A 26220-nucleotide genomic window follows, 5' to 3' on the forward strand; every position below is an offset into this window, starting at 1 on the left:
CGAACGCGGTGAACAAGGAGCAACAGGTCAATCAGGCCGCGATGGTCGTGACGGTAGCTCAGTCAGCATCACTAATGTCAGAAAAGATGATTCAGGTAATACTGTTATCACCTTCTCAGATGGTAAAACAGTTACAGTAGACAAAGGTGATAAGGGAGACCGAGGCGAACGTGGCTTACAAGGTGAACGTGGTTTACAAGGAGCTACAGGCCAAACCGGACGTGATGCTCGAGACGGCAATTCAGTCAGCATCACTAATGTCAGAAAAGACAGTTTAGGTAATACTGTTATCACTTTCTTAGATGGTAAAGAAGTCATTATAGATAAAGATGACAAAGGAGCCAGCGGTGAACATAGTGCACAAGAAGAACATGGAAGTTTAGTCAATAATGATGATTTTGGTAGTGATAATACAACTAATCGTTATATTCCAAGAGAAAATGTACCAGTAGACAGTGTTCCAAATAATATTACACTTGACAGTAATATTCCAAGAAATAATGTGCCAAACAATACTATCCCTAATATCAATATTCCGATTAAGAATATATCTCAGTCAAATAAACCTAAATTGGATATACCATTTATTCCACTATCAAATATAGGTCAATTACCATCTAACAAAGGGAATCTAATAAAAAGTAATGTAAATAATAATCACTCTGAACTTCCCAAAACGGGAAGTCGTGAAAACTTATCTTTACTTTCTGTCAGTGGTATTATTGCTCTGTCACTAGGTTTGTATGGTTTAATTTTGGAAAAAAAGAATAATCCTAATAATGAAATTTAATTAGTTTAATTATTATCTATTCTTTTATACTAATTCTTCACTTTAAATTTAAAAAAGTTGTCAGAATATTTTAGTCTGACAACTTTTTATTTTCAATAGTATTTTTGAAAACGTATTATTCTTATTAATAAGATTTAATAAGGTGAAATCCTTAGTATTCTCTCATATTTGTGTTATAATGGTTGAGTTGTCAAACAAATAAAGGTTTTATAGGACAGCTTCGCACTGTTCTTTTAGAAAAGAGAAATATATTGAAATTTAATGAATTAAACTTGTCAGAAGACATTTTATTGGCTGTTACAAAAGCTGGTTTTACTGAACCATCACCTATCCAAGAAAAAACGATTCCCTTAGCTTTAGAAGGTAAGGATGTGATTGGTCAAGCCCAAACAGGAACCGGAAAGACAGCGGCATTTGGTTTGCCAACCTTAAATAAAATTGATACGTCAAGTAATTTGGTTCAAGCACTTGTTATTGCACCAACACGCGAATTAGCAGTGCAAAGCCAAGAAGAACTATTTCGTTTTGGCCGTGAAAAAGGCGTTAAAGTTCGCTCTGTATATGGTGGAACAAGTGTTGAAAAACAAATTAAAGCTTTAAAATCAGGTGCTCATGTGGTTGTTGGAACACCTGGACGTTTACTTGATTTAATTAAACGTAAGGCACTTCGCCTTGAAAATGTTGAAACATTGATTTTGGATGAAGCAGATGAAATGCTTAATATGGGCTTTTTGGAAGACATTGAAGCAATTATCAGTCGTGTTCCAGAAACTCGCCAAACCTTACTATTTTCAGCAACAATGCCAGCTCCCATCAAGGAAATTGGTGTTAAATTCATGAAAAAACCTGAGCACATTAAAATTGCTGCCAAGGAATTAACAACAGATTTAGTTGAACAACATTATATTCTTGTCAAAGAAAATGAAAAATTTGAAACCATGACAAGACTTATGGATGTTGATCAGCCAGAACTTTCTATTGTATTTGGTCGTACCAAGCGTCGTGTTGATGAGTTGACTCGTGGTCTTAAAATCAGAGGTTATCGAGCAGAAGGTATCCATGGTGACTTAGATCAAAGTAAAAGAATGCGTGTTTTAAGAGACTTTAAAGGTGAAGCTGTTGATATTTTAGTAGCAACTGATGTTGCCGCTCGTGGTCTTGATGTGACCGGTGTCACTCATGTTTACAACTATGATATCCCTCAAGATCCAGAAAGCTATGTTCACCGTATCGGTCGTACTGGACGTGCGGGTCAAACAGGTCAATCTATTACTTTTGTCTCACCAAATGAAGTGGGTTACCTTAAAATCATTGAAAAATTGACTAAAAAGCCAATGCTACCAATGAAACCACCGACTGCAAAAGAAGCTTTTCATTCGATGAAAAAAGTGGCTTTGCAAAAAATCGAACGTGATTTTTCAAATAAAGCCATTCGTGCTAACTTTGATCGTTTTGATGAAGATGCTGCAAAATTAGTCGCAGAGTTTTCACCAGAAGAATTAGCAAAATATATCCTAACCTTGACTGTTCAAGATCCAGAGTTACAACCTAAAGTGATTATTCCTAATGAAAAACCATTACCATTCAAATATGTTGGTGGTGGTAAATCAAAATCAGGAAAAGGCAATCGTGGTGGCCGTAAAGGTGGCAATGATCGTCGTGGCGGTTATCGTGGCGATAGAAAACGCGATGATAGAGATCACAAACGTCGTTCAAATAAAAAAAATAAAGATTTTTATAATAAGGATTCCAAAAAGTCTAACCGTTCTTCTAATGATAAAAAAGGTGGATTTGTCATCCGAAAAAAGAAAGATAACTAAGAAAACGTCCAGAAATGGACGTTTTTTATTATAATGATAAGAAAACCGTGTTAAGGAGAAGGTATGTCAGAAACCATTAAAAATTGGGTTAATATTTGTGTCAAAAAAGAAAGCAAGATTCTCCTAATAAATAGTCAACACGATGATTTTAAAGGATGGATTCAACCAGGTGGCAAAGTCGAATTTCCAGAAAGTTTTTTTGAAGCGGCAGTCAGAGAATTAAAAGAAGAAACTGGGTTAACAGCACTAAATCTAGAATTAAAAGGCATCTCTGGTTTTACAAATCCTCTAAAAAAAGAAAGATATGTCTACTATGATTTTCTCTGTCAATCTTTTGAAGGCGACTTGTTAAAAAACTCAAGAGAAGGTGAACCAAGGTGGTTTAGTCTTGAAGAAATTGCGCATCTAGAAATGCAGGATGATATTAGAGAACGCCTTCCCTTATATTATAGAAAAGGCAGTTTTGAGCGCATTCACTACTGGGATGATCAGTTAAAAAAAGTTGTTAAGACGGTTACAAAATGTTATGAATAATTAAAGAAGGCTATTTTTAGGATTTTAATATCTCTGATATGTCCTTTTGAAAGAGACTATCAAAACCATTTTTTAAAAAAATCTCTTATATTCTAAAAAAATCGTGTATATTAAAGTAAAATGCTTGTAAAATTTTTTAACTAATGATAAAATAAATGTATAAAATTTAAAGGAGACAATATTATGTCAGGACAAATTCGTGTATCCCCAGAAACGCTACAAAGTCGCGCTCGTGAGTACGGAAAAGCTTCAAATGATATTACAACTATTTTGAACAACCTTCAACGCTTACAAGATACTCTTCGTACTGAGTGGGAAGGTCAAGCCTTTCAAGGTTTCGACAATCAATTCAATGAATTGAAACCAAAAGTTCAAAACTTTGCTGAATTGATGCAACAAATCAATACACAACTTGATAAAACTGCTCAAGCAATGCAACAAAATGACCAAGACTTATCTCGTAACTTTGGCCTACAATAAAGAAAACGCTGATAAGGTTGAGGCAATATCCTCAACCTTTTTTGTATTATAATGGAGACAATAATGAAAAAGAAAAAATTGATAATACTAGGAATAGGATTACTTTTTTTTGTGGCCCTCATCTCTTATTTAGGTGTAATAAAGCCTAGTCCTATTAGCTCAAAACCTTCAAATACAACGCAAACAACAAAGCAAAATGCTTTGAAAATAGCAGTTGTTAATGAGGATTCTGGTGTTATTTATAATGGTGAACCTGTTAAAATTGGTGATACGCTAATTAATGCCTTTTCAGCTAATTCTAACTATGATGTTGAGTTGGTATCAAGATCTTTGGCAGAAAAAGGTTTAGAAAATAATACCTATCAATTAATGCTTATTTTACCTAGTAAGTTTTCTCAAGATAGTTTATCTTTAGAAGCAACGGATCCACAACAAGCTATTTTTCAGTATCAGATTAAATCTGATAAACAGTTAGTTGCTCGTCAAGCTGAACAAGCTGTTACAGACTTGAAGAGTTTCTTTAATAAAGAGTTAATCAATATTTACTTTTTAAGTATTATAGGCAATCTTCAAACTGCACAATCACGTGTTGGAGAAGTTGTCTCTAATGAAAATAGAACTCTTGATTCTTTCAATCTAAGATTGACTGATCCTTTAAATACTTATTCTCAACAATTTAACGGTCTCAGCTCACCCATAAATGATATCTTGAGTTCCTATGATATTTTCAATCGTGATTTGAATAATTCTAATGATGCTTTTACAGCGATTATCAATACAGATCGCACTTATGATTCTGAATTAGAAACCATTAAATCATTGCAAGAACAATGGCAAGTCTCAATAGATGCTAGAGAAGACAGTCTAAATACTTATGATAATAACTTGTCACAATTATCTGTTGAAGAACAGTTGGCTCAACTAGAAAATATTAATGCAACTCTTGCCAATACTGTGACTAATGCAACAGTTTGGGAAGAAACAAAAGGAAATACTGAACAGTTTAATGTCACTATTAATGAGTTATTAGAGGAATTAAAAACACAAAATGATGAGATTGATTCAACATTAACGAATTATGATCAAGCAGTAGCAGATGCCGTGAAAGCTTCCATAGAGAGTTCAGATGGTGATATTAATGGAGATCAATCAGTGATTAATACTTTGGGTCTTTATGTGGCATCGATTAATGCTGGTATGACTAATAAAGTCAATAAAAAACTAACTGAATTAGTTTATTTTGATGATGCAGCAATTAATCGTATGGATTTAAGTGACTCAGACAAGCAATATTTGAAAAATATCAATGCTTTTGTTACTTGGTACACTATCAAGAATAATATTGCAGCTCCAGCTAAGAGAGAAACGACTATCCAAGATAGCCAATTAGTTGAGGTAAAAAATGCTACCAAAGCACAATTGGGACAACAACATCAGATTTCTTTCGTTAATTTAAAAGGTGATATTAAAAAAGTTATCTTAACCGCTCCAGAAAACTATCGTTTGAATATTAGTAATCAATCTGCTCAACTAGAAGGCAATACTTATATCATTAATGTTCCTGAAAACACTAAAGAAGCAATTACTATCAATTATTCAATTGCTCCAGCTAATGAAAATGAAATTGATATTTTTGAACCAGTTGAAATTAAGGTAGACGTTGAAACCATTGAAAAATTGAGCTATTTTGAAGAGGATGAAACTGTAGAAAAAACGACAACATCAGATGTGTCATCTCAAAATAGTGGAGAAACGTCAGACTCAAATGCTTCTGCAGGTAATGAATCTGATAAAACAACAACTGAAAGTAATGATGTCCCTGGAACGGGCGAAACTAACACAGAGAGTTCAAGTGATGGTTCAACACAAACAGGTGAAACAAATACTTCTGATGCTTCTAGTCAAACTGACAGCTCAACTGGTGTTGAAACATCAACTCAAACCGAACCTGTAGTGACTTATAAAAAGTCTGAAAAGGAAATTGATCGCGTTTACAGCAAGACTAATGTTCACTTCCCATACCAACAGTATTCAGGAAAAACAAAAGGTATGGCTCTTTATGAAGATATTCGTTCTTACTTAGAATTGTCTGGATTAGTGCAGGCCTTCTACGATATTGATTTAGCAAAAGGCGCATTATCAGCGGATAGTATTACAGTAGGTAAAGAAACCTTGATCGGTCAAACAGAAGTAGATAATCTTAAAGAAATCATTGTTAAACTTCTTAAAGATGCAACTATTACAAGCTTAAAAGATAATCTTAAGATTACAGATGAAAAACTAAATGATTTTGAAGCTTTAAAAGCTAAAAGTGATGCTTTAAATTCTAGCGTAGTAGAGCTTCAAGAGACAACGGCTCAATTGACAAAACAATTAACTGATACAATGGCAACAACTAAATTAGTGCAGGAACAGTTGACTAACAAACCTGAAATTGTGTCAAACGAAAAACGTGATAACACAGACATGGTCACTGTCAGTCTTGATATTAATAAAGACCTAGTTACCCTTTTATCAGCTAGTAGAACACTAGTTGATAATACTAAGTCAAATCAATTAGTTTCTGATAATCTTCAAAGAAATATCAGTCAAGTTAATAACGATATTAACTCTCTTGAAAGAGAGGGTCAAAATCTTTCAACTCAAGTGGCTGATTTAAAAGCTGTTATGACAAGAGAATATGGTTCAAATGAAGAGTTTCTCAAATCTTTTGCTACCGTTTTGAATAATACTAAAACAGGTAACGAAAAAAATAGTGCTGTTTATGAATACCTCTCGGATCCTGTAAATGCTTCAAAAATTGAGACAGTACTTGGAACAATTACTGAAGAAACAGCAACAGCAAGACAAGACGAAAGATCAAGTCTTCTACTCGTTTTCATCAGCTATTTAGCAAGTCTTGTTATTGTTTATTTCATGCAACATACTGATATTAGCCAATTACAAAAACAATTTAAAATGACAGATCGAGTTCACTGGAAAAATGCCACTGGCCCTCTTGCCTTTCTCACAGGTATGGGTGTTAGTACCGCTCTTCTTATTGCTGTCATTTCTGGCTTAAAATTAAGTTTAAAAGGTGGCGAAATCATGATGTTATTTATCTTGATGATGGTTACTACCCTTTTATTCACCTATGGTATCAACTTGTTGATTCAAAAAATTAAGAGCTTTGGTTTCTTAATCAGTTTATTGCTCTTGATGCTTTATATTGTGACAGCAACTCAATTATTAGATGCCTATTATGTCACAAACAATACTTTGATTACCAGTTTGTCACCACTGACTCATATTGAAGAAATGTTGACAAGCTATATTAACCATAGTAGTGGTTGGGGTCAACCCCTTGTTGTGATATTACTTGCAACACTTGTCTTTGCTGCTTTTAATCTCTTTACCTATAATAAAGTAAAAGAATCATAAGGTTAGCCTATGAAAAAAAGAATATTAATAATTGTTATGACTGTAGGAATAAGTATCTTTATTCCTACAGTTTTAGCAGATGACGGATCTCTCAAGATTAATACCGATATCCAGTCAAACGAAACACGAAAAGAAGTCTTCTATATTGAGCAAGAAAATGAATTATCTCAACTCTTTAAAGAAGAAATTACAAAAAATATTGCCCAAAAACAAGAAAGTAGTCTTTCGCAAGAACGTGAGTTAAAAGAGACTATTTTTTTACAAGAAATTGAAGAAGAAAACTTGGTTGACAATTATCAACCCTTGTTATTTATTACCGATACAGCAAACTCCAGCTTAGGAGAATATAATGTCACGCTTGGACAAAAAAAGTCTTCTATTTCTATCCAAACAGTTGTCATTTTTCTTCTGGGATTCTTAGTGATGCTTTTTTCACTGTACCGAGTTTTTGGTCATAAAAGAGGAAAAAATCATGGATAATTATATTGATATTAGTATTGATTTTAACGATTTCTTAGGTCGTCAATTGGATTTAAGAGTGCCAAGAACAATGCGTTTCAAAGAAATCTTAACCATTGTTTCAGAGTCTTATGGCCTTCATTTGACCATTGAAAATCCTACTGCAAGAATACGTGAAACCAATGAATTAGTGTTTAGTACAAATGATTTGTCATCTTTTAATGATGGCATTCTTTTGCTGCTTGAAACCTTATAGGAGAAAGAAATGAGAGAATTAAAACGTGAGTTAGTATTAGAGGATATTAGAGGAAATCGTGAACTGGCCTATACCTTGTTAGAGGCTAGCCATCCTCTTTTTCTTGATGTCGCTCTTAGTCAAGATGACGATGGTATTTCTTTAGAGAGTATTGTTTTTGATGGTATATACGACTTTGAACAGCTAACAGCAATGACTGAGGAAGAAAAATTAAGACACTTGATTAATCTAGGTCAAGTCTACCATCAATTAAAACATTCAAAATACAGCTATGATTTGGCACCTGAAAACATCGTTTTTACAAGAAATGGTTTACCACTTTTTATCGAAAGAGGTATTGTTGATCAAGTGCCTCCTTATGAGGCAATGACAGAGGAAACTTTCTTAACTTCTTATAAGGCAATGATTATCTCGTTACTTGACAAAAGAGCAGATTATCACGCTTTAATGTCTGGTAAATTAGAATTTTATAAGGGTAAACTATTCTCAGAAACGATTAACAAACAAACCACTGTTGATACTATTTTGGATTTACTCAATGAAAAGTTTGAAAAAGAGAAAAAAAATAACCAAGAGCATTATTCACGTGTTTCTAACAATACACTAACACGCTTAAAAATTGCCTCTATTGTATCAGCCATTGTAGGTGTTTTATCACTTCTAGGCGTACTCTATTTTGTCTTTTTTGCCATTCCAAAACAAGAAACAGTCTCAGAACTGCGTTTGGCTTTCATCAATCAAGACTATTCACGAGTGATAACAGCCATAAAGAATACTGATAGCCGTTCTTTGACGCAAGATGACAAGTACGTTGTTGCCTACTCTGTTATTATGACTGAACCTTTAACCGAAGAACAAAAAGAAGAGTTAAGCAAAATTTCAACACAATCTAATGAAGATTATTTGCGTTATTGGATTTTAATCGGCCAAGCTAATATCGATGAAGCCATTGATATCGCAAGTTTTTTAGATGACCCGCAATTGTTAATGTATGGGATGACTAAAAAGATTGACGAAATCCAAAGAAACCCAGAGTTGAACTCCGAAGAAAGAACGCAGCAAATCAACAGCTATAAGTCAAAATTAGATGAATTGAAAAAGACTTATTTAACCTTTGATAGTGAAGAAGATGACGAAGCAACTTCAGATGATTCAGCTACCAACAATGCTAACACTGATAAAAACTAGGAGGCACTATGATTACTTATCTCATATATGAAGAGAATGCTTATCCTATCTATGAAAATACGATTTACTCACTGGGAAAAGAAACAAATGACATCTATCTTCCTCTAGAAAATTCTGTACAGATTGAAACTAAAAAAGATGACGTCATACTCGCTGAGAAAACTTATCAAAAAGGACGACACACGATTGTTCTAGAAGATTCAGTAACCCTTCATTTATTAGTACTAGAAGATGCCGACTATTTAGGATTACCAGATGGGACTATTTATCTTTCAAAAACTGATGATGCCCTGATTCAACTAGTAGACAGTAATATAGAAGCTGTTTTGTCACCCACCGATAAAGGTGATTATGAGTTTATTGGAAACAGCGACTATTTCTTAAATGGTAGGAAAACAAGTGGTAAGGTGTCTCTCATGACCAATGATACCATTGTTTTTGAGGCTGGTTTGGTTTTGGTTTTAAAAGAACAGCAACTCATGTTGGCTAGTCTTTTTCTCGTCAATACAGAACTTATCCATTTTTCAAAGGATGTTACAGAAGATCGTTCTAAAGATTTTCATAGATCTCCTCGTATCATTTTAAGAGAAAATGAAGCAAAGATTACCATCGCTTCAGCACCAACAGAAGATGAAGGGAAAAAGCAATCACTGATTAAACTTTTAATCACTCCATTTGCTATGATTGTCTTTACTATCTTACTTTATGTTTTCACGTCGGGCGGTGCCATGCTTTTTATGATGATGGGAATGTCTGTGATTACGATTGGAACATCTATCCATAGTTATTTTTCTGATAAAAAATCACACAAAGTCACTCAGAAAAAGAAATTAGCAGATTATATGGACTATCTTGATACCAAGTATAAAGAGTTAGCCCAGTATAAAAAAGAACAAACGACGGCTCTTTTCTACCACTACCCAGATATGACTGACCTATTAGAAATGGTGAAAAAAACAGATCGTAGAATTTATGAGAAAACACCTTATCATTTTGATTTTCTCACTTATCGATTAGGACTTGGTGACGTTCCAGCTAGTTTTAAAATTGACTATGCTGATTCAGAACTCACGCAGTACAATAAAGATGCTAGTCAAAAAGTGAGAGAGCTGATTCGTTACTATCAAACGATACCTAATGCTCCTATTTTAAATGAAGTGGCTGGTCCAATTGGTTATATTGGAACGAGAAAAGTTGTGATAGAACAAGTGCAACAGTTGATGATGCAACTAGCAACTTTTCAAAGTTATCACGATGTTCAGTTTATTCCGATTTTCCGTGAAGACGAAATGCCTCTTTGGCATTGGAGTAGGTGGCTTCCTCATATCAAGTTAAAAGCGTTTAACAGTCGTGGCTTTGTTTATAGTCAACGCACAAGAGATCAACTCTTGACTTCTCTTTATCAAATCATCAAAGAGAGAAAACTTGATAGTGAGCAAGATAAAAACACTCAAAAAGAATACGGTCCTCGCTATATCCTCTTTATCACCGACTTGAGTTTGATGCTTGATCATAATATCATGGAATACATCAACGAAAATCTCTCACATTTAGGCATTCACTATGTCTTTGTTGAAGAAGTAATTGAAAGCTTGCCTGAACACGTACAAACCGTCGTTGATTACCGTGGTGATAAAAAAGCCACTCTTATCCTTCAAAAAGAAACCTACGTTAATAAAGAGTTTGTCCCGCTTCCTGTTATTACTAACAAGGAAAAAGAAGATTTTGCCCGTCATATGGCTGGGATTAACCATGTGCAAACACTGAGAAACTATATTCCAAATAGCATCACTTTCCTTGAGATGTATGGCGTTGATCAGGTGGAAGACTTGCAGATATTACATCGCTGGCAGGAAAATGAAACCTATCAGTCTATGGCCGTCCCTCTTGGTGTTAGAGGAAGAGATGATCTTCTTTATCTCAATATTCATGAAAAGGCCCATGGCCCTCACGGACTGATAGCAGGAACAACTGGTTCAGGGAAGTCTGAGTTAGTTCAGTCTTATATCCTCTCCTTAGCGGTTAACTACCATCCTTACGAAGTTGCTTTCCTCCTCATTGACTATAAAGGTGGTGGGATGGCCAACTTGTTTGCCAATCTACCGCACGTTGTTGGGACAATTACCAACCTGGATGGTAACCAAGCCAACCGTGCCCTTATCTCGATTAAGGCAGAACTCCAAAAACGTCAACGGATATTTTTGGAAAATAATGTCAATCATATCAATCAGTATATGAAATTATTTAAAGAAGGCAAGGTCACTGAGCCTCTTCCTCACCTGTTTATCATTAGTGATGAGTTTGCTGAGTTAAAGATGAATCAACCAGAATTTATGGATGAGTTAGTATCAACGGCTCGTATCGGTCGTTCCCTAGGAGTAAAATTAATTTTAGCCACTCAAAAACCTAGTGGTGTGGTTAACGATCAAATCTGGTCCAACTCTAAATTTAAGATTGCCCTCAAAGTGCAAGATGTGGCAGATTCTCGTGAAATCATCAAGACGCCTGATGCTGCTGAAATTACACAGGTCGGACGAGCCTATCTTCAAGTGGGTAACAACGAAATCTATGAACTCTTCCAAAGTGCCTGGTCAGGGGCTGACTATGTTCCAGGTGGAAAAAATACTATCCAAAAAGAGACCACTATCTATGAAATCACAGATAACGGTCAGTACACAGCCATCAATAAAGATTTGAGTGGTCTTGACAAGAAGAAAAATGTCAAAGCCATTCCAACCGAGCTAGATGCCATTGTTGAAAAAACGAAAGCAATCTTTAATCAGCTGAAAATAAACAAGGTGGCAAGTCCATGGCTCCCACCACTTGCTGAAAAAGTCTATGCTAATAGTCTTCAATCAATAGATTTTAAGGATTACTGGGATAATCGTGATAAGTCCTTATCGATTCTAATCGGCTATCAAGATATTCCTGAAAAACAAGAGCAGTCACCACTTTACCTTGATATGGAAAAAACGGGTCATATCTTACTTGTTTCAAGTCCTGGTTTTGGGAAGTCAACCTTCCTTCAAAACTTAGCCCTTGATGTGATGAGAAAACAAAAACCAGATCAGGCGCATTTTTATCTTTATGATTTTGGAACGAGTGGGATGATTTCACTTTCTGATTTTCCTCACGTGGCAGATTATTTTGCCCTGGATGAAACAGAGAAAATTAAAAAATCACTTCGTTTCCTTGAAAGAGAAATTAAACAACGTAAAGTAGCCCTTTCACAAGTAAAAGCGACGAATCTTAGCCAATATAATGAAATCTCAGAAGAGAGCTTCCCACGTCTCTTTATTCTCATTGACGGCTTTGATAGTGTTTCTGACGCTAGCTTCTCAGATACTTTCTATGAGGTCTTAAATGTAGTGGCGCGTGATGGGGTTTCCCTTGGCATTTATCTGGTGGTTACCTTATCTCGTCTCAATGCTATGCGTCTACAATTGCAATCAAACTTTAAAACCAAGATTTCCCTCTTCCTATTTGATAAGAGTGATTTATCTGGTGTTGTTGGTCGTTCCAACATCCCAATCGATGAGATAAAGGGACGTGCCATCACTAAGTTTGATGAAATGGTCAACTTCCAAGTCACACTGCCATACCACAGTGAGCATTATGTTGATTATATTAAAGAAGTCAAGACAGAAGTTGAAAAAATGAGAGAAAGCTTTAACGGAGACTTGCCACAGGCGATTCCAATGTTGCCTGAGACTGTCACTCCAAGTATCCTAGAAGACCCATTACTTGTGGCAAATAAAGAAGATAATGAATTTGTTCTAGGACTTGAGAGAGAATACGTCAAACCAGTTGCCTTTAGCTTTAAAAAACCAATGCTACTAGCATCAGACAGTCCTGTTTTTGTGAATCATTATTACCGCCTCCTCGACTATCATCTTGATCGTCTTGGGGACAGTTACCACAGTGTTATCTTGGATTCAGGTCAACAAATTGCTAACCAGTTCTTTGAAAACGTGCAACGCTTCACGACAACAGCAGAAGTGAAAGATGCTTTAACAACGATTATTGCTGATCTTCATAAGCGCCTCAAAGAACCAAATCCTGACTATCCAAAATGGCTTGTGATTATCCCAGATTTAGCTGCAACAGCACTCGCATCAGGTATTAGTGACGCAGACTTTAAAGTATTAGTCACAGAAGGGCCTAAAAACGGTGTAACACCAGTCTTTATCGGTAACTACCAAGACCTTGTTACAAACACCTATGATAGCTACGTCAAGCAGATGCAACACTTGGTTGATCAAGTCTTCCTAGGAATGCGTATCAGTGACCAGTCACACACTCGCTACCCATATATCACTAATGAACCAAGCCTAAAACCAACACAAGGTTATGTTCTCTACCCAGACGGCTATGACTTTGTTCAACTGATGGCACTCACCGAAAAATAGCGGGACAATCCTTTAAACCAAGTCAACTAGTTAAATGATTTAAAAAAATACAGTTAGTAAGTAAACAAGACAAGTTTTTTTGAAAAAATACGTTTAAAATGATAAAATATAAGAAACTTTAAAGAAATTTAAGGGAGAAACAGTGATGGCATCTAATTCAAACTCTATTTTACATAATACTGCCATAGCAAGAGAAGCAGCTACTGCTTTATCTGATGCAGTTGCTTCTTTAACAAGCAGTAGCATAGCTACCAAGGATAATCAAACAACTGTGGCTGGGAATACTAATGCCCACTCGGTAATCGATCTTGCTAAAAGTACTGAATCGCAAGTAGCAAAAGTTATCATGACTATGTCAGAGAATATTCATAAAATGGCTAGTGAGTTTCAGGCATTAGATGAGAATATGCGTTCAGCAATTGAAAAATCAAATTTACCAAACGCTAGTACGGGGTTCACTTTAAATGAGTGATGATGATTTTTATTTGAAAGAAACACATTTAAAGGAACAAGAGGATCAATTAGAAACTGAAAAACGTCAATTATTACGAGACAAGGAAAATTATATATCTCTCTCCAATGACACCAAACGTTTTTTAGAAGATTTATTTCAAGAATTTCGCTTGTCCTCTAACCGTTATAAATTTTCTCAAGCTATTGAAGAACAAGTAACTGTTTCAAAGTTAGTAGTTGGATACTTTGAAAAACAGGAAGAGGTTTTAAGAACTGAACACCTTCGCCTTGAAAATGAGCAACAAATACTTAGAGAAAAGCAGAGAAAGGAAAATCTCACAAAATGAGTATTGATATGTATCTAGGCTCATCACAGAGTCAAGCAACTAGTATTTCAAGTATGATTTCCAGTCAAAATACAGGTTATGAACAATTGCAAGCTGCCTTATGTAAGTTTTCTTTTCAGGAAGGTTTGAAAGGAAAAGCTTATGATTCTGCGAAAGCATACAGTAACACTATTCTAATTCCCTTGGTAAAGGCTTGTATTCTTTTGAACGATGCTATCAATGATAGTGGTAAGAAGTTACCTGCAAAATATACTGCAGAAGTTGATAGTGTGGACTTAAAGGAGAGTGAACTTCGTGAAAAAATCATGCAAACAGACCGTATTATTGGTCGTTATCAGGATTTGAGTTACAGTATGCGTTGTCGTGAAAAACCAAATTGGCAGACGATTAACAATCTTGATTACAGTATCTCCATTCAACAGGGAGTGAAGCAAACACTTGAAGAAAAATTGACAAAATTACTCAATTTTAATGCCAGTTCACCGGCTATTTTCGATCAAATTTCCACTCTCCAAGCAGCAGTGACTACTGGTCTTGGTCAAGCAAATGCTTCTTGGAACGCTAGCACGCAACTTTTTGAATTACCCTCAAAAAAAGAGATGGAGTGGACAAAAACAGTTGATGAAGAGTGGGAGAAAAAACTAAAAAGTCAATCTCAATTATTAAAAAATGACTTAAAAGATTATGTAATAGCTGTTTCTGGTGGGAATGAAGAGAGTGTCCAAGAAATATTAGACGAAATAGAAGAAGAATTTTCATTTGAATTGATAGAGACTTTTTTGAAGAAAGGTTCAGAAGAGTTTTTAAAAAGATTGCCTAAATTCGCTGCCTACATGCAAAGGATGGGTTTAATTTCTACCTTATATACAATGATGAAAACATATGGATTAACTGGAAGTGCTAAAGTAGCAGGTAAATTTAGTGAAGCGGTTTCCTATGTTAGTAGTGGAGCAGTATCAGCTTCTAATGGTATTGGTTCTGCTTTTGGAAATTTGTTAAATTATGGTTCAAAAGCTATTTCTGTACTTGCAGCAGGAAAAGATTTTTATGATCAAATAATAGAAGGTGAAAATTTCATAGATGCGACAGTCAAAACCGTTGGACATTTTGCTATTGGTATAAGTGTAGGTTCTCTGATTGCTAGCATAGCGTCAGGAGCACTTTCTGGTGCAACTATTGGAAGTGGTATTCCTGTTCTTGGTACTTTTGCTGGTTTTTTTGCAGGTGCTTTAGCTGGAGCAGTAGCAACTGTTGCGTTTTCAATTAAATTTGATGAAATGTACGATGCGTCAGTTGGAAAAGTTGTAGACTTTGTAGTTAACAATAGCTTTTTAAAGGATATTAATAAAGAAATTACAAAAACTGTTAAAGAAGTTGGAGATGCTGTAGTATCAAAGGTTGAAGACACTATATCAGATGTTGGAGATGCTGTTTCAGGTTTCTTTTCTGACATAGGTTCTGCTTTTTCTTTCTAAAAAATTGTCATTAATATGCTAAATTGACGTTAAAAGGAGATTTATGTATACCATCAAAACCAAATACCTAGTACCATTTAATGCCATTGATGATGAGCGTGCTATTTTTTATGATAGACTTCGAAAACAGTATGTGATTGCATCAATCAATAGATACGGAATGGATAAAAAGCTTGCTGTTCCTGGAGGTTTTTATCTAATGATTATGGTTTTAAATAGATCAATCCATGTTGATAGTTTTTCAATGATTTTTGTTTTCTATTTTCTTTCATTTTTATTAGCCAAACTTGTGTGGTTTAAAGTGAATCAACAAGAATTGCAGATATATGAAGACTATTTTCCCCAAGATGACTTTTACAAGACAGAAAGAAAAAATGTTTTAAAAGGGATTATTTACTTTTTTATATTTTTCACTATAAGTCTTGTTTGTGCCTACATAAGCTATACATCAGGTTTATTTATGTTTTTGGTTTTTGGGAGTCTAGCATTTGTTCCAACGTGTCTGTATGCATCAAAAGGCTTTTACCAAAAAATATTTTTACTATGGTAATAAAATATTTTTTAGTAGTTTAGCTTCTTTAGCTGAGAAAAAAATGAGGAAATTATGAAATATTTACCACTTGGAAGTGTTGTGCAATTAAAAAATGGTGATATCAAATTGATGATAACATCAAGATTTCCACTTTATAATAGTAATGGGGAATTAGGTTACTTTGATTATTCATCTTGTATATATCCTACTGGAACCATAAATAATCAAGCTTACTTTTTTAATCAAGAAGACATCGCTAAAGTATGGTTTGAGGGCTATGTAGATGATTCAGAAATAGAAGCACAAGACATTTTTGAAAGAGAGAAAGATACAATTCCCTATAATAGATTAACTATTGCGGATTTAAAAAAATAAGACAAAAGAAGATTAAGTAACAAGCTCACATTTTGTGAGCTTGTTTTTGTGAGATGAAAAATTCTTTAATATTGTGATATAATAGACAAGAAAAATGATCCAGTAGAATTAGCCGAAGGTTCAAAAATGTTTCTTAATGTTGATGGCGAAGAAGTATTACTTGCTATATATGAAAAAGGACATTTCCGATATATTAACTAAAAGAAAGTGTGGTCACTATGTTTATCGCTGTTTACCGAGATGACTTATTTTTTTACTATAGCGAAAAGGAGAAAGGCTTTGAAATTGTTACCCATGATCCGAAATATCTTGAATGGGGGTTTATTCAATATTCTGAGGATACTTTCTACAAAGAGGTTCCCACAAAAGATATTTCCGCCATTTACGAAGTAACCGTTGAAGGATATTATAAAGGAAAAGAGATATTAGGTTTTGAAGCTCATCCAATTGAAATTGAAAAACCAAATGGGGTTGTCTATTTCTTTACAAGTGATGTTGAATTTTTAAAAGCCAACCAACTATTTGATCCAAATAAATTATTTATGGAAGAATATGGTAAGGCTTACTACTACTCTTTACCGGTTCCAATAGAAGATGTTGAATTAGTCATTAGTCGCAGAAATGTACCGATTAAGGGAAGAAAGTGGTGGGAGGAATTATGATAAAATCATTTTTAGTCTATCAAGATAAGGTTTTTAATCATTTTGAAATAGGTGAGGAGATGAGTGTCATCTATACAAAAACGCCAAATTTGTTAGAGGATGGCATGGTCGAAGAAGGGGGTTGGTTTAAACAGGTTATTCCAACCAAGGAAATTGCCCAGCGTTTTGATATTCACTATAGTGCCAAGAGTGATGAAAAAGAATTAGAGATTTTTTCAGCGAGTCATGAGTTTTTTATTAGACCTGCTTCATGGGCGCGCTTAATGACTAATGATGTTTTATTTTTAAAGTCAAAGGGATGGTTTAAAGGGGCAAAGTCTTTATCATCTCAAGAAGGTTTTCTTAGTGACGTAGTTGATACGGTGACATCACGTTTAACGACTAAATCAGATCTTGAAGCAAGTGAGAGTGTTTGGGTAACACAACCAATTCAAACAACAGAGTTTAACATTCTTTCAAGAAGAAAAAATATCCCTATTAATGGTAGAGAGTGGTGGAATAATGACAGTAACGATATTTAATATAGCAAGTCAAAAAGAATTAAGGATTGCAGATATCATTGCAACAACTGATCTTTTCGAATGTTTTAGTGTGACATTGAAGACTGCCAATCAAAAAATGGATGAAACGTCTTTAATATCTGACTATGAAAGAGTTTTATTTGGTGTTAGAAATAAAAGTGTATTTGGTTTTTATATTAGCTACCAAAAAGAAAGCTATCAAGTGAAAGTTCCTTCTTTGGCAACACCTTCTGATTGGACAGGAGCCTTGATGGTTATCAAATTAATAGCGGCTCTAACTGATGGTGTTATCAGTGATGAACAAGGTAATACCTATACAGCTGAGCAAATCACTCAGTATTCTTTTACAGATCATATTATTGATCATTTGTCACAGTTATACTTAGAATTACAAAAAACCTCTGAGGTTCGTCAGTTTTCAGGTGTCAAGAGACCCATTTTTCTAGATAGCAACATGCTACAACACTATTTTTCTACATCAGATGAGCGCTTTTTCGACACTTATGAAAAACTACTCATGGTAACTCAATATGTCACAGATTATCAATCTAAACAACATGTTTATCGCATTGAATCAGGAGAAACAACACATTTTATCGGGACAAATTTTCTCAATGTTGACAAACCAACCGTTTTATCATTTGTGCCAAGTCTTGAACCAGAACTATTGAAGCAGTATAATGATAAAGAGATAACAGATTGGCGTTTATTTGCCAAGACGGATGACAATAAAGTGATTGCTGAGGTAGACTATCAAGATTTCTTTAATCAGCTACCAGAAGGGCAATATTTTATGATAGATGCCAAATATGCTTTAGTGCAACCACTTGGTCAAGACTATTTTCAAAAAAATAAATAAAATCATTTTTAGAGACTGGCGACTATGTCACAGTCTTTTTTGAAATAATTATGTTAAGCTAAAGCGTAGCTTAATCAAGCAAGCTAAAGAAAAGTCATTATGATATCATAAAAAGCATATAAGATAAGAAGACAAAGATATCAAAAAAAGACTTCAATACCAATAGGAAATAAAAAAGGAGATTTTATATGGCACGTAGTGAAATGACATGGGAAGAAGTTAGTCAATATGAAGAAATGGCACCTAATGGTAAAATTTGGCGTCATAATGGCCTTTATTATTTGGTTAATGAAGAAGGAATTGCAGCCGAACGAGTGGTTTATGAACTACCAGAAGACCTTTATCGTTTATATGAAAAGGGTGAAAGAACTTTACTTGATCTTAGTTTCAAAGTTAAGACAGGCAATTGGCCACCAACAGAGGAAGAGAAAAGAGCTAGCAGGAAAGAGTTAATTACTGAGCATCCTATTTCCTTGGTTGGTAACCCAAGTTCACATTCTCTTTTTACGGAGGAAGAATTAGAAAAATTGATTCCAATTGCTGAGAAATAGTGGATAGACTGGAAGGGCAAACTTCCAGAACGTTACGTCTCACCTTTAAAAAATAAAACAAAGGAAGATTAAGCACAGGCTCACATTTTGTGGGCTTGTTTTTGTGATGTAAAAACTTCTTTAATATTGTGATATAATAGACAAAACATCGTGATGAAAAATATTGGTATTGAAGAAGGAGATTTTACATGGCAAAAACTAGATTAACATGGGAAGAAGTTAGTCAATATGAGCCAATAACACATGATGGTAGAATTTGGCGACACAAAGGAATTTATTATTTGGTAACTGAAGAAGGTGGAATTGCAACACAAAGAGTGGTTTATGAACTACCGGAAGATTTTTATCGTTTATTTAAAAAAGGGGAAAGAACATTAGGTGATATTCATACAAAACTTCGGACAGGCAATTGGCCACTGACAGAGGAAGAGCAAAGGGCTAATATTAAACAGGCAATTACCGAACGTCCAATTACCTTGGTTAATACTTCAAATTACTACAATCTTTTTACGGAGGAAGAATTAGAAAAATTGATTCCAATTGCTGAGAAACAGTGGATAGACTGGAAGGGCAAACTTCCAGAATGTTACGTCTCTCCTTTAAAAAATAAAACAAAGGAAGATTAAGCACAGGCTCACATTTTGTGAGCTTGTTTTTGTGATATGAAAACTTCTTTGTCATTGTGATATAATAGACAAAACATCATGATGAAAAATATTGGTATTGAGGAAGGAGATTTTATATGGCAAAAACTAGATTAACATGGGAAGAAGTCAGTCAATATGAACAAATGGAACCTGAAGGTAAAATTTGGCGTCATAATGGCCTTTATTATTATGTGACTGAAGAAGGTGGTATTGCAGCCCAACGAGTGGTTTATGAACTCCCAGAAGAACTTTATCGCTTATTTGAAAAAGGTGAAAAAACTTTTCATGATATTACTTTTAAACTTCAGACAGGCAATTGGCCACCGACAGAGGAAGAAAAAATTGCAAATGATAAAAAATTCATAGCTGAGGAATCACGAACAGTTTTGATAGATTTACCAGAAACAAGAGATTTATTCACTCAAAAAGAATTAGAAAAACTTATCCCCCTAGCAGAAAAAGACTGGATTGAGTGGAAAGGCAAATTACCAGATGATTACGTCTCACCTTTAAAAAACAAAACAAAAGAAGATTAAGCACAGGCTCACATTTTGTGAGCTTGTTTTTAATAATATTAAATATTATTCATTATTATGTTATAATAGTCATCATAGGTTGATAAAAAAATAGTGGTTTGTTTTGGAACGTTTTAATAATATTACTTTCATTTGGAAGGCCAGCAATTTTTTAACTGTTTAATAAGTTATCTGAAATTCAATGACTTAGACTTGGAGAAAAAATGACTATTACAAAAATAATTGAGGGTGAATTTTTTAATCTAACATTTGATCACAAAAAAATCATTAAAGGCTGGTATTTAATTTTAACAAAAGAGGGTGACGAGTACTTAGTCCAAAGAAATTATAGCTTTTCATCTAATTGGCCAAGAAATATCTATCAAGTAGAGCAAAGTTTAAAAGAAAAAATAATTTCAGAGGAAGACTATCAGAAGTTTCTTCCTAATCCTAGAAACAAAAATCTAGGTGTTATTTTAGGTATAGCACTGGCTCCGCTTGGTAAGTTTCTTCCTAGACATTGGTTTATTGGTGATGCTGTTGATGTTCATGATATGTGGCGTGGTTTGCTCAATGTTTTATTGTTAATAATGGCTTATAGTGTTTCCATGTTTTTTTTATTTGCCTACCGAAAAATTGTCATGGAAAAGAAGGTTGGAAAACTTCATTATATTGGAAAAGTGAAGGCAAAAACCCCTTTAAAGATACTCAAAAAAGGAAAAGGATTCTGGTAATATGAGAAGAATAAATTATGTTTTTGTCCTGACAGTCTATGTTTTACCCATTTTGATTTTAAACTATTATGTTGAATTTAGATTGTTCATGGTTTTATCTATTTGGTGGGTAGGATTTTTATTCTTTAGAGGAGTTCATAAGAAACCTGATGGACTAAAAATTGAATTTGAAATCACAACAGAAGATAATGTTTAAAGGAGTTTTATGTATACTATAAAAGCAAAAAAATTATTGTCATTTTATGCTATCGATAACGAACGAGCCATTGCTTATGATAGACTTCGAAAGCAGTTTGTGATTGTAGCTATCAATAAGTTTGGAATGAATAAAAAACTTGCTATTCCTATTGCTTTTCAACAATTACTTATAATCATAAACAGAGCAATCCTTGTTGACAATTTTTCAATAATTTTTGTATTTTATCTTGCTTATTTTTTAATAGGAAAACTGTTAGTGCTATTTTTATGTCAATTGAAAATTCAGGTACTTGAAGATTTTACTCCTGATGATGAGTTTTATATTGATATTAGAAAAAAATTGATAAAAAGTATTTTACTTCCTATCACTTTTCTCACTCTTAGTCTTATTATTGGTTATCTAAGTTATATAACTGGCATGTTTTTATTACTTAACCTAGGTGCTTTACTTTTTTCAGTTTGCTCATTTTACTCACCGAGAGATTATTATAGAAAAATAATCTTACTTTTTGGAAAGAGATAAGTTTATAGTAGTTTATATGAATCTAGGTAAAAAATAATTACTATCAACAACAACAAAACTGTTAATTGATTCCATTATTTCTTTTTAGCAACTATGATTGATGATTGGGAAAATTCTTAACTAAAATTTTCTCTTTCATTGATATAAATCCAATTGACTGACATAATGATTCAACTTGACCGTTTGTATGAATCGGTTTTGTAGAGTTATCTAAGAAAAAATTTGATTGAGTAGAAGACGTTTAACTGAATTTTAAAATAATTAGTAGGACTCTCAACTATCAAATTTTTAAAAAGATTTATAAGGTGATACAATGAAAAAATAAGAAAAATTTCAAAAAAATTAGCAAAATGGAATCATCAGCGTAGCTTCAAAGCTATTTTGATACAAGAAATAGCTATTAAGGTAGTATTATTGATTATTACAATTGGTCTCATTGTTCTTTTAGACGGTTTTAATAATTTAATAATGCAAGTATTAGCAATATCTTTTTGGTTTTTCCCCTCACTATTGGTTAATCTTTGTTACATGTTATCGTTCATGTTTATATTCTCTGACTATTGTAATATTTCTTTATACGATTCTTATCTTAGGAGATTTAGGAGGTATAGATTCTTAAGTTCATTAGCGAAAATTCATAATAGTTTGTCTCGTTCACAAAGTCATTTTTTCAGAGGAAATTTTCTGGATGCTCTCAAACTGCTAGAAGAGATAGATTTAACAGCATTAGAAAAGAGACCAACCTATAAATTAGCCTACGAACTTCTATGGACACTTTCTATGATAATGAGTGACCAAGTATTTGATTTTCAAGCAGTCATTAATCGAGTGAAGTCAGTTGAGGCAGACCAAGCTACCATTGAAAAAGTTGTTAATGAATTAGAGGCAGTAAGAGATATCATGCTTCTCAAAAAAGAAAATTCTTTTTTTGAAGAAGCTATTCCCAATAGCAATCTAAAAAAAGTATATTATGATTTTTACAAAAGTCAAAATAGACTGCTTTCTGGGAACAAGGTATCTGGAAAAGAAACTTTTCAAGAATTGGCTCAAGGCAATTCGGACTTATTCATGGTTCGTTATGCCAAAGATTATCTGAAAGGAAATAATGAAAGTGTCAAATAAAAAGAAAAATCCACTCCCTATTGGAAGTGTTGTGAAAACGAAAATAGATAAAAGACCACTTATGATTGTCAGTCATTTTCCAATAACTATTGTTGACTCAATAAAATATGAAAAATTTGGAAAACTTATTTAAAATAGTAAAGGATATCAGATGAAAAAGAAGAAATATTTAATTTTCATACCACTAGTTTTGATTATTATTAGTTTTTTTGGCATTATACTACATAGAGATGAACCGCTTAATGGGCGTTATTATCTTATTAAAAAAAATCGTAGTCAACATACTGAATATCTAGATAAATCAATTTATATTGATATTGTTGATAATAAAATTAATTTTACTTCTGATGAGTACCGTGAGAGTGCGACTCTGAATTTCGAGGAAAAAACTTTTGAATTAAACGGAGAAAAAATGTTTTATAACTACAATACAGGCGAAATAATTATTATTCGAGATAAAAATGATCCTGGTACTGAATATGCTAGTAAAAAATCTCCCTTCTTTTCGGGTTATGAGTCTGGTACGGTTAAATATAAGGATTAATTCAGCTTATTAGACACGACCGGTATTCATACTATAGAATAATTTCTGTATTGAAGAAGGAGATTTTACATGGCAAAAACTAGATTAACATGGGAAGAAGTCAGTCAATTTTAACAAATGACAGACGATGGTCTTGTTTGGCGTCATAATAATATTTACTATTTAGTTGATGAAGTGGGGGGTATTGTTTCAGAAAGAATTGTTTACAAACTTCCAGAAGACCTTTATCGTTTATATGAAAAAGGTGAAAGAACATTGGCTGATATTAGTTTTAAAATTGAAACAGGCAATTGGCCGCTAACTGAGTAAGAGCAAAGGGCTAATATTAAACAGGCAATTACCGAACGTCCAATTACCTTGGTTAATACTTCAAATTACTACAATCTTTTTACAGAGGAAGAGTTAGAAAAATTGATTCCAATTGCTGAGAAACAGTGGATAGACTGGAAGGGCAAACTTCCAGAACGCTATGTTTCTCCTTTAAAAAATAAGACAAAAGAAGATTAAGCACAGGTTCACATTTTGTGAGCTTGTTTTTTTGATGTAAAAACTTCTTTATCAGTGTGATATAATAGACAAAACATCGTAATAAAAAATATTGGTATTGAGAAAGGAGATTTTACATGGCAAAAACTAGATTAACATGGGAAGAAGTCAGTCAATATGAACAAATGGAATCTAATGGTAAAATTTGGCGTCATAATGGTCTTTATTATTTGGTTAATGAGGAAGGAATTGCAGCTGAACGAGTGGTTTATGAACTCTCGGAAGACCTTTATCATTTATATAAAAAGGGTGAAAGGACTTTACATGATCTTAGCTTTAAAGTTCAGACAGGTGATTGGCCAGCAACCGAGGAAGAAGACAGATATTATAGAAAAAAATTTATTGCCGAAAAGTCGCGAACTGTTCTGATAGATTTACCTCAAAAAAGAGAGCTATTTACACAAGAAGAGTTAGAAGAATTGATCCCCCTAGCAGAAAAAGACTGGATTGAGTGGAAAGGTAAATTACCAGATGATTACGTTTCTCCTTTAAAAAATAAGACAAAAGAAGATTAAGCACAGGCTCATATTTTGTGAGCTTGTTTTTATGATATGATAACTCCTTTGTCATTGTGATATAATAGAAAAAACATCGTGATAAGAAATATTGGTATTGAAGAAGGAGATTTTATATGGCAAAAACTAGATTAACATGGGAAGAAGTCAGTCAATATGAACAAATGGAACCTAATGGTAAGATTTGGCGTCATAATGGACTTTATTATTATGTTATAGAAGAAGGTATTGCAAGTATTCGAGTGGTCTATGAACTACCAGAAGATCTTTATCATTTATTTGAAAAGGGTGAAAAAGATTTACATGATCTTAATATTAAAGTTAAGACAGGCAATTGGCCACTGACAGAGGAAGATAAAAGGGCTAGTAGAAAAAAATTTATTACAGAACATCCAATATCTTTGATAAATACTTCAAGTGGTTATTATCTATTTACAGAGGAAGAATTAGAAAAACTGATTCCCATTGGTGAGAAACAGTGGATTAAAGCAGAAGGCAAACTACCGGATGATTACGTTTCTCCTTTAAAAAATAAAACAAAAGAAGATTAAGCACAGGCTTACATTTTGTGAGCTTGTTTTTGTGATATGAAAAGTTTTTTGTCATTGTGATATAATAGACAAAACTCATAATAGACTTTGATGAGTAAAGAGGTGAAAAATAATGTCAACTATAAAAGAGTTATTCTTATCAAGTTTGCAGAAAGTTGGAATTCCAATTTTGAATACTATGACGTATTTTTTTGATACAAAGCCAGAATTTTTTCCAGAAGGAACAAGTGTTTATTCAGACAATAATAAATTTTATCTTGTTGGTAAAGAACGTCACCTGATTATCAAAGAAAAAGAATTTGAATCAGAATCTGATTTACTTTTTGATTTGTTAGATAGTCATATTATTTATGAAGCAAGTCTTTTTTCATCTAAGAAAGCTGGTGAAAATTTGGAATTATACAAGGAATTATTTAAACGAGAGCAAATACGATTATTTAATCTCATTTCATCAGATTATGATAGAAAAAAAGAAATTCAAATAAAAGAAATGGAAAAAAGTTCTCCTGATATTAATTGGTAAGAAGAAATAGTTAGCATCATCAGATTGAGATAAAAACATTGGTATTGAGGAAGGAAATTTTACATGGCAAAAACTAGATTAACATGGGAAGAAGTCAGTCAATATGAACAAATGGCACCTAATGGTAAGATTTGGCGTCATAATGGTCTTTATTATTTGGTTAATGAGGAAGGAATTGCAGCTGAACGAGTGGTTTATGAACTACCAGAAGAACTTTATCGTTTATATGAAAAAGGTGAAAGAACATTGGCTGATATTAGTTTTAAAATTGAAACAGGTAGATGGCCACTGACAGAGGAAGAAGAAAGAGCAAATGAGAAGAAATTTGTATTGGGTACTTTGACTGCATTAGTAGCAAATCCAAAAAGTCATGATCTATTCAGTCAAGAGGAACTAGAAGAACTGATTCCCATTGCTGAAAAAGAATGGATAGACTGGAAAGGTAAATTACCAGATGATTATGTCTCACCTTTAAAAAATAAGAAAAACCAGCATGGTCTTAATTGACCATGCTCTTTTAGTGGAAAGAGAAAATAAAGATCACAAAAAAATTATCTTATAAAATTTCAAACCATTTATTTTAACCTAAATCTATTATATAATAGTAATAAAAAAGGCGTTTCCATGATATAAGTTTTGTATTATTATTAAAATATAACAAAAAATGATTT

30 protein-coding genes and 1 pseudogene are annotated in these 26220 nt (G+C 33.5%); all 31 read left to right on the forward strand.

Translation table 11 applies throughout. The features are described 5' to 3' along the window. Window positions 1–790, forward strand: a 790-nt coding sequence (locus N7659_RS03070; protein WP_263275762.1) for an LPXTG cell wall anchor domain-containing protein, incomplete at its 5' end; no start/stop codon positions are given. 251 nt (window positions 791–1041) lie between these two features. Beyond that, the gene (locus N7659_RS03075; RefSeq protein WP_263275763.1) at window positions 1042–2610 is read left to right on the forward strand and encodes a DEAD/DEAH box helicase; all 1569 of its coding nucleotides are present in this window, start codon (window positions 1042–1044) and stop codon (window positions 2608–2610) included. Between the two features lie 63 nt (window positions 2611–2673). Continuing rightward, window positions 2674–3144: an 8-oxo-dGTP diphosphatase gene (locus N7659_RS03080; protein ID WP_263275764.1), complete on the forward strand. Its 471-nt coding sequence runs from the start codon at window positions 2674–2676 to the stop codon at window positions 3142–3144. A 183-nt stretch (window positions 3145–3327) separates the two neighbouring features. Beyond that, window positions 3328–3624, forward strand: coding sequence for a WXG100 family type VII secretion target (locus N7659_RS03085; RefSeq protein WP_018369851.1), 297 nt, complete (start codon window positions 3328–3330; stop codon window positions 3622–3624). A gap of 63 nt (window positions 3625–3687) precedes the next feature. Then, on the forward strand, window positions 3688–7044 hold the full coding sequence (gene esaA, locus N7659_RS03090; protein ID WP_263275765.1) for a type VII secretion protein EsaA: 3357 nt from the start codon (window positions 3688–3690) through the stop codon (window positions 7042–7044). Between the two features lie 9 nt (window positions 7045–7053). Next, window positions 7054–7524 carry a type VII secretion EssA family protein gene (locus N7659_RS03095; protein ID WP_263275766.1) on the forward strand — a complete coding sequence of 157 codons (471 nt, stop codon included), beginning with the start codon at window positions 7054–7056 and terminating at the stop codon, window positions 7522–7524. Further along, window positions 7517–7759 carry an EsaB/YukD family protein gene (locus tag N7659_RS03100; protein WP_263275767.1) on the forward strand — a complete coding sequence of 81 codons (243 nt, stop codon included), beginning with the start codon at window positions 7517–7519 and terminating at the stop codon, window positions 7757–7759. The genes N7659_RS03095 and N7659_RS03100 overlap by 8 nt, the downstream gene beginning before the upstream one ends. A 9-nt stretch (window positions 7760–7768) precedes the next feature. After that, window positions 7769–8947, forward strand: coding sequence for a type VII secretion protein EssB (gene essB / locus N7659_RS03105; RefSeq protein WP_263275768.1), 1179 nt, complete (start codon window positions 7769–7771; stop codon window positions 8945–8947). A gap of 8 nt (window positions 8948–8955) precedes the next feature. Next, window positions 8956–13356, forward strand: coding sequence for a type VII secretion protein EssC (gene essC, locus N7659_RS03110; protein WP_263275769.1), 4401 nt, complete (start codon window positions 8956–8958; stop codon window positions 13354–13356). Window positions 13357–13501: 145 nt separating this feature from the next. After that, window positions 13502–13828 carry a TIGR04197 family type VII secretion effector gene (locus tag N7659_RS03115; RefSeq protein WP_263275770.1) on the forward strand — a complete coding sequence of 109 codons (327 nt, stop codon included), beginning with the start codon at window positions 13502–13504 and terminating at the stop codon, window positions 13826–13828. Further along, window positions 13821–14156 carry a hypothetical protein gene (locus N7659_RS03120; protein ID WP_263275771.1) on the forward strand — a complete coding sequence of 112 codons (336 nt, stop codon included), beginning with the start codon at window positions 13821–13823 and terminating at the stop codon, window positions 14154–14156. The genes N7659_RS03115 and N7659_RS03120 overlap by 8 nt, the downstream gene beginning before the upstream one ends. Beyond that, on the forward strand, window positions 14153–15631 hold the full coding sequence (locus tag N7659_RS03125) for a hypothetical protein (protein WP_263275772.1): 1479 nt from the start codon (window positions 14153–14155) through the stop codon (window positions 15629–15631). The genes N7659_RS03120 and N7659_RS03125 overlap by 4 nt, the downstream gene beginning before the upstream one ends. Window positions 15632–15674: 43 nt before the next feature. Beyond that, window positions 15675–16181, forward strand: a complete 507-nt coding sequence (locus N7659_RS03130) for a hypothetical protein (RefSeq protein ID WP_263275773.1) — start codon at window positions 15675–15677, stop codon at window positions 16179–16181. A gap of 54 nt (window positions 16182–16235) precedes the next feature. Continuing rightward, entirely contained in the window at window positions 16236–16538 is a 303-nt protein-coding gene (locus N7659_RS03135) for a DUF4176 domain-containing protein (RefSeq protein WP_411575295.1), read from the forward strand. A 218-nt stretch (window positions 16539–16756) separates the two neighbouring features. After that, on the forward strand, window positions 16757–17200 hold the full coding sequence (locus tag N7659_RS03140) for a hypothetical protein (protein WP_263275774.1): 444 nt from the start codon (window positions 16757–16759) through the stop codon (window positions 17198–17200). Next, window positions 17197–17721, forward strand: a complete 525-nt coding sequence (locus N7659_RS03145; RefSeq protein ID WP_263275775.1) for a hypothetical protein — start codon at window positions 17197–17199, stop codon at window positions 17719–17721. The genes N7659_RS03140 and N7659_RS03145 overlap by 4 nt, the downstream gene beginning before the upstream one ends. Then, window positions 17702–18580, forward strand: a complete 879-nt coding sequence (locus tag N7659_RS03150; protein WP_263275776.1) for a DUF4299 domain-containing protein — start codon at window positions 17702–17704, stop codon at window positions 18578–18580. Before N7659_RS03145 ends, N7659_RS03150 begins: the two co-directional genes overlap by 20 nt. 188 nt (window positions 18581–18768) lie before the next feature. Next, window positions 18769–19128: pseudogene (locus tag N7659_RS03155) on the forward strand (hypothetical protein); the annotation flags it as partial. A gap of 191 nt (window positions 19129–19319) precedes the next feature. After that, on the forward strand, window positions 19320–19757 hold the full coding sequence (locus N7659_RS03160) for a hypothetical protein (RefSeq protein ID WP_263275778.1): 438 nt from the start codon (window positions 19320–19322) through the stop codon (window positions 19755–19757). A 116-nt stretch (window positions 19758–19873) separates the two neighbouring features. Next, a complete protein-coding gene (locus tag N7659_RS03165; protein ID WP_263275779.1) occupies window positions 19874–20314 on the forward strand; it encodes a hypothetical protein in 441 nt (146 codons plus the stop codon). A 203-nt stretch (window positions 20315–20517) separates the two neighbouring features. Further along, window positions 20518–21027 (forward strand): hypothetical protein, encoded by a 510-nt coding sequence (locus tag N7659_RS03170; RefSeq protein WP_263275780.1) that lies wholly within the window; start codon window positions 20518–20520, stop codon window positions 21025–21027. 1 nt (window position 21028) lies between these two features. Further along, window positions 21029–21223: a hypothetical protein gene (locus N7659_RS03175; protein WP_263275781.1), complete on the forward strand. Its 195-nt coding sequence runs from the start codon at window positions 21029–21031 to the stop codon at window positions 21221–21223. A gap of 9 nt (window positions 21224–21232) precedes the next feature. Further along, entirely contained in the window at window positions 21233–21748 is a 516-nt protein-coding gene (locus tag N7659_RS03180) for a hypothetical protein (protein WP_263275782.1), read from the forward strand. Window positions 21749–22393: 645 nt separating this feature from the next. After that, window positions 22394–22870, forward strand: coding sequence for a hypothetical protein (locus N7659_RS03185; RefSeq protein WP_263275783.1), 477 nt, complete (start codon window positions 22394–22396; stop codon window positions 22868–22870). 151 nt (window positions 22871–23021) lie between these two features. Continuing rightward, window positions 23022–23414, forward strand: a complete 393-nt coding sequence (locus tag N7659_RS03190) for a hypothetical protein (protein ID WP_263275784.1) — start codon at window positions 23022–23024, stop codon at window positions 23412–23414. A 117-nt stretch (window positions 23415–23531) separates the two neighbouring features. Beyond that, window positions 23532–23723: a hypothetical protein gene (locus tag N7659_RS08160; protein ID WP_317629561.1), complete on the forward strand. Its 192-nt coding sequence runs from the start codon at window positions 23532–23534 to the stop codon at window positions 23721–23723. Between the two features lie 48 nt (window positions 23724–23771). Further along, complete coding sequence (locus N7659_RS08165) at window positions 23772–23921, forward strand: hypothetical protein (RefSeq protein ID WP_317629562.1); 150 nt, start codon at window positions 23772–23774, stop codon at window positions 23919–23921. Between the two features lie 116 nt (window positions 23922–24037). Next, a complete protein-coding gene (locus N7659_RS03200; protein WP_263275785.1) occupies window positions 24038–24475 on the forward strand; it encodes a hypothetical protein in 438 nt (145 codons plus the stop codon). A 116-nt stretch (window positions 24476–24591) separates the two neighbouring features. After that, a complete protein-coding gene (locus tag N7659_RS03205; protein ID WP_263275786.1) occupies window positions 24592–25026 on the forward strand; it encodes a hypothetical protein in 435 nt (144 codons plus the stop codon). 112 nt (window positions 25027–25138) lie between these two features. Continuing rightward, window positions 25139–25549: a hypothetical protein gene (locus N7659_RS03210; RefSeq protein WP_263275787.1), complete on the forward strand. Its 411-nt coding sequence runs from the start codon at window positions 25139–25141 to the stop codon at window positions 25547–25549. A 63-nt stretch (window positions 25550–25612) separates the two neighbouring features. Then, complete coding sequence (locus tag N7659_RS03215; protein WP_263275788.1) at window positions 25613–26056, forward strand: hypothetical protein; 444 nt, start codon at window positions 25613–25615, stop codon at window positions 26054–26056. Window positions 26057–26220: the final 164 nt, after the last annotated feature.

Source organism: Streptococcus sp. CSL10205-OR2 (assembly GCF_025660655.1).
GTDB lineage: Bacteria > Bacillota > Bacilli > Lactobacillales > Streptococcaceae > Streptococcus.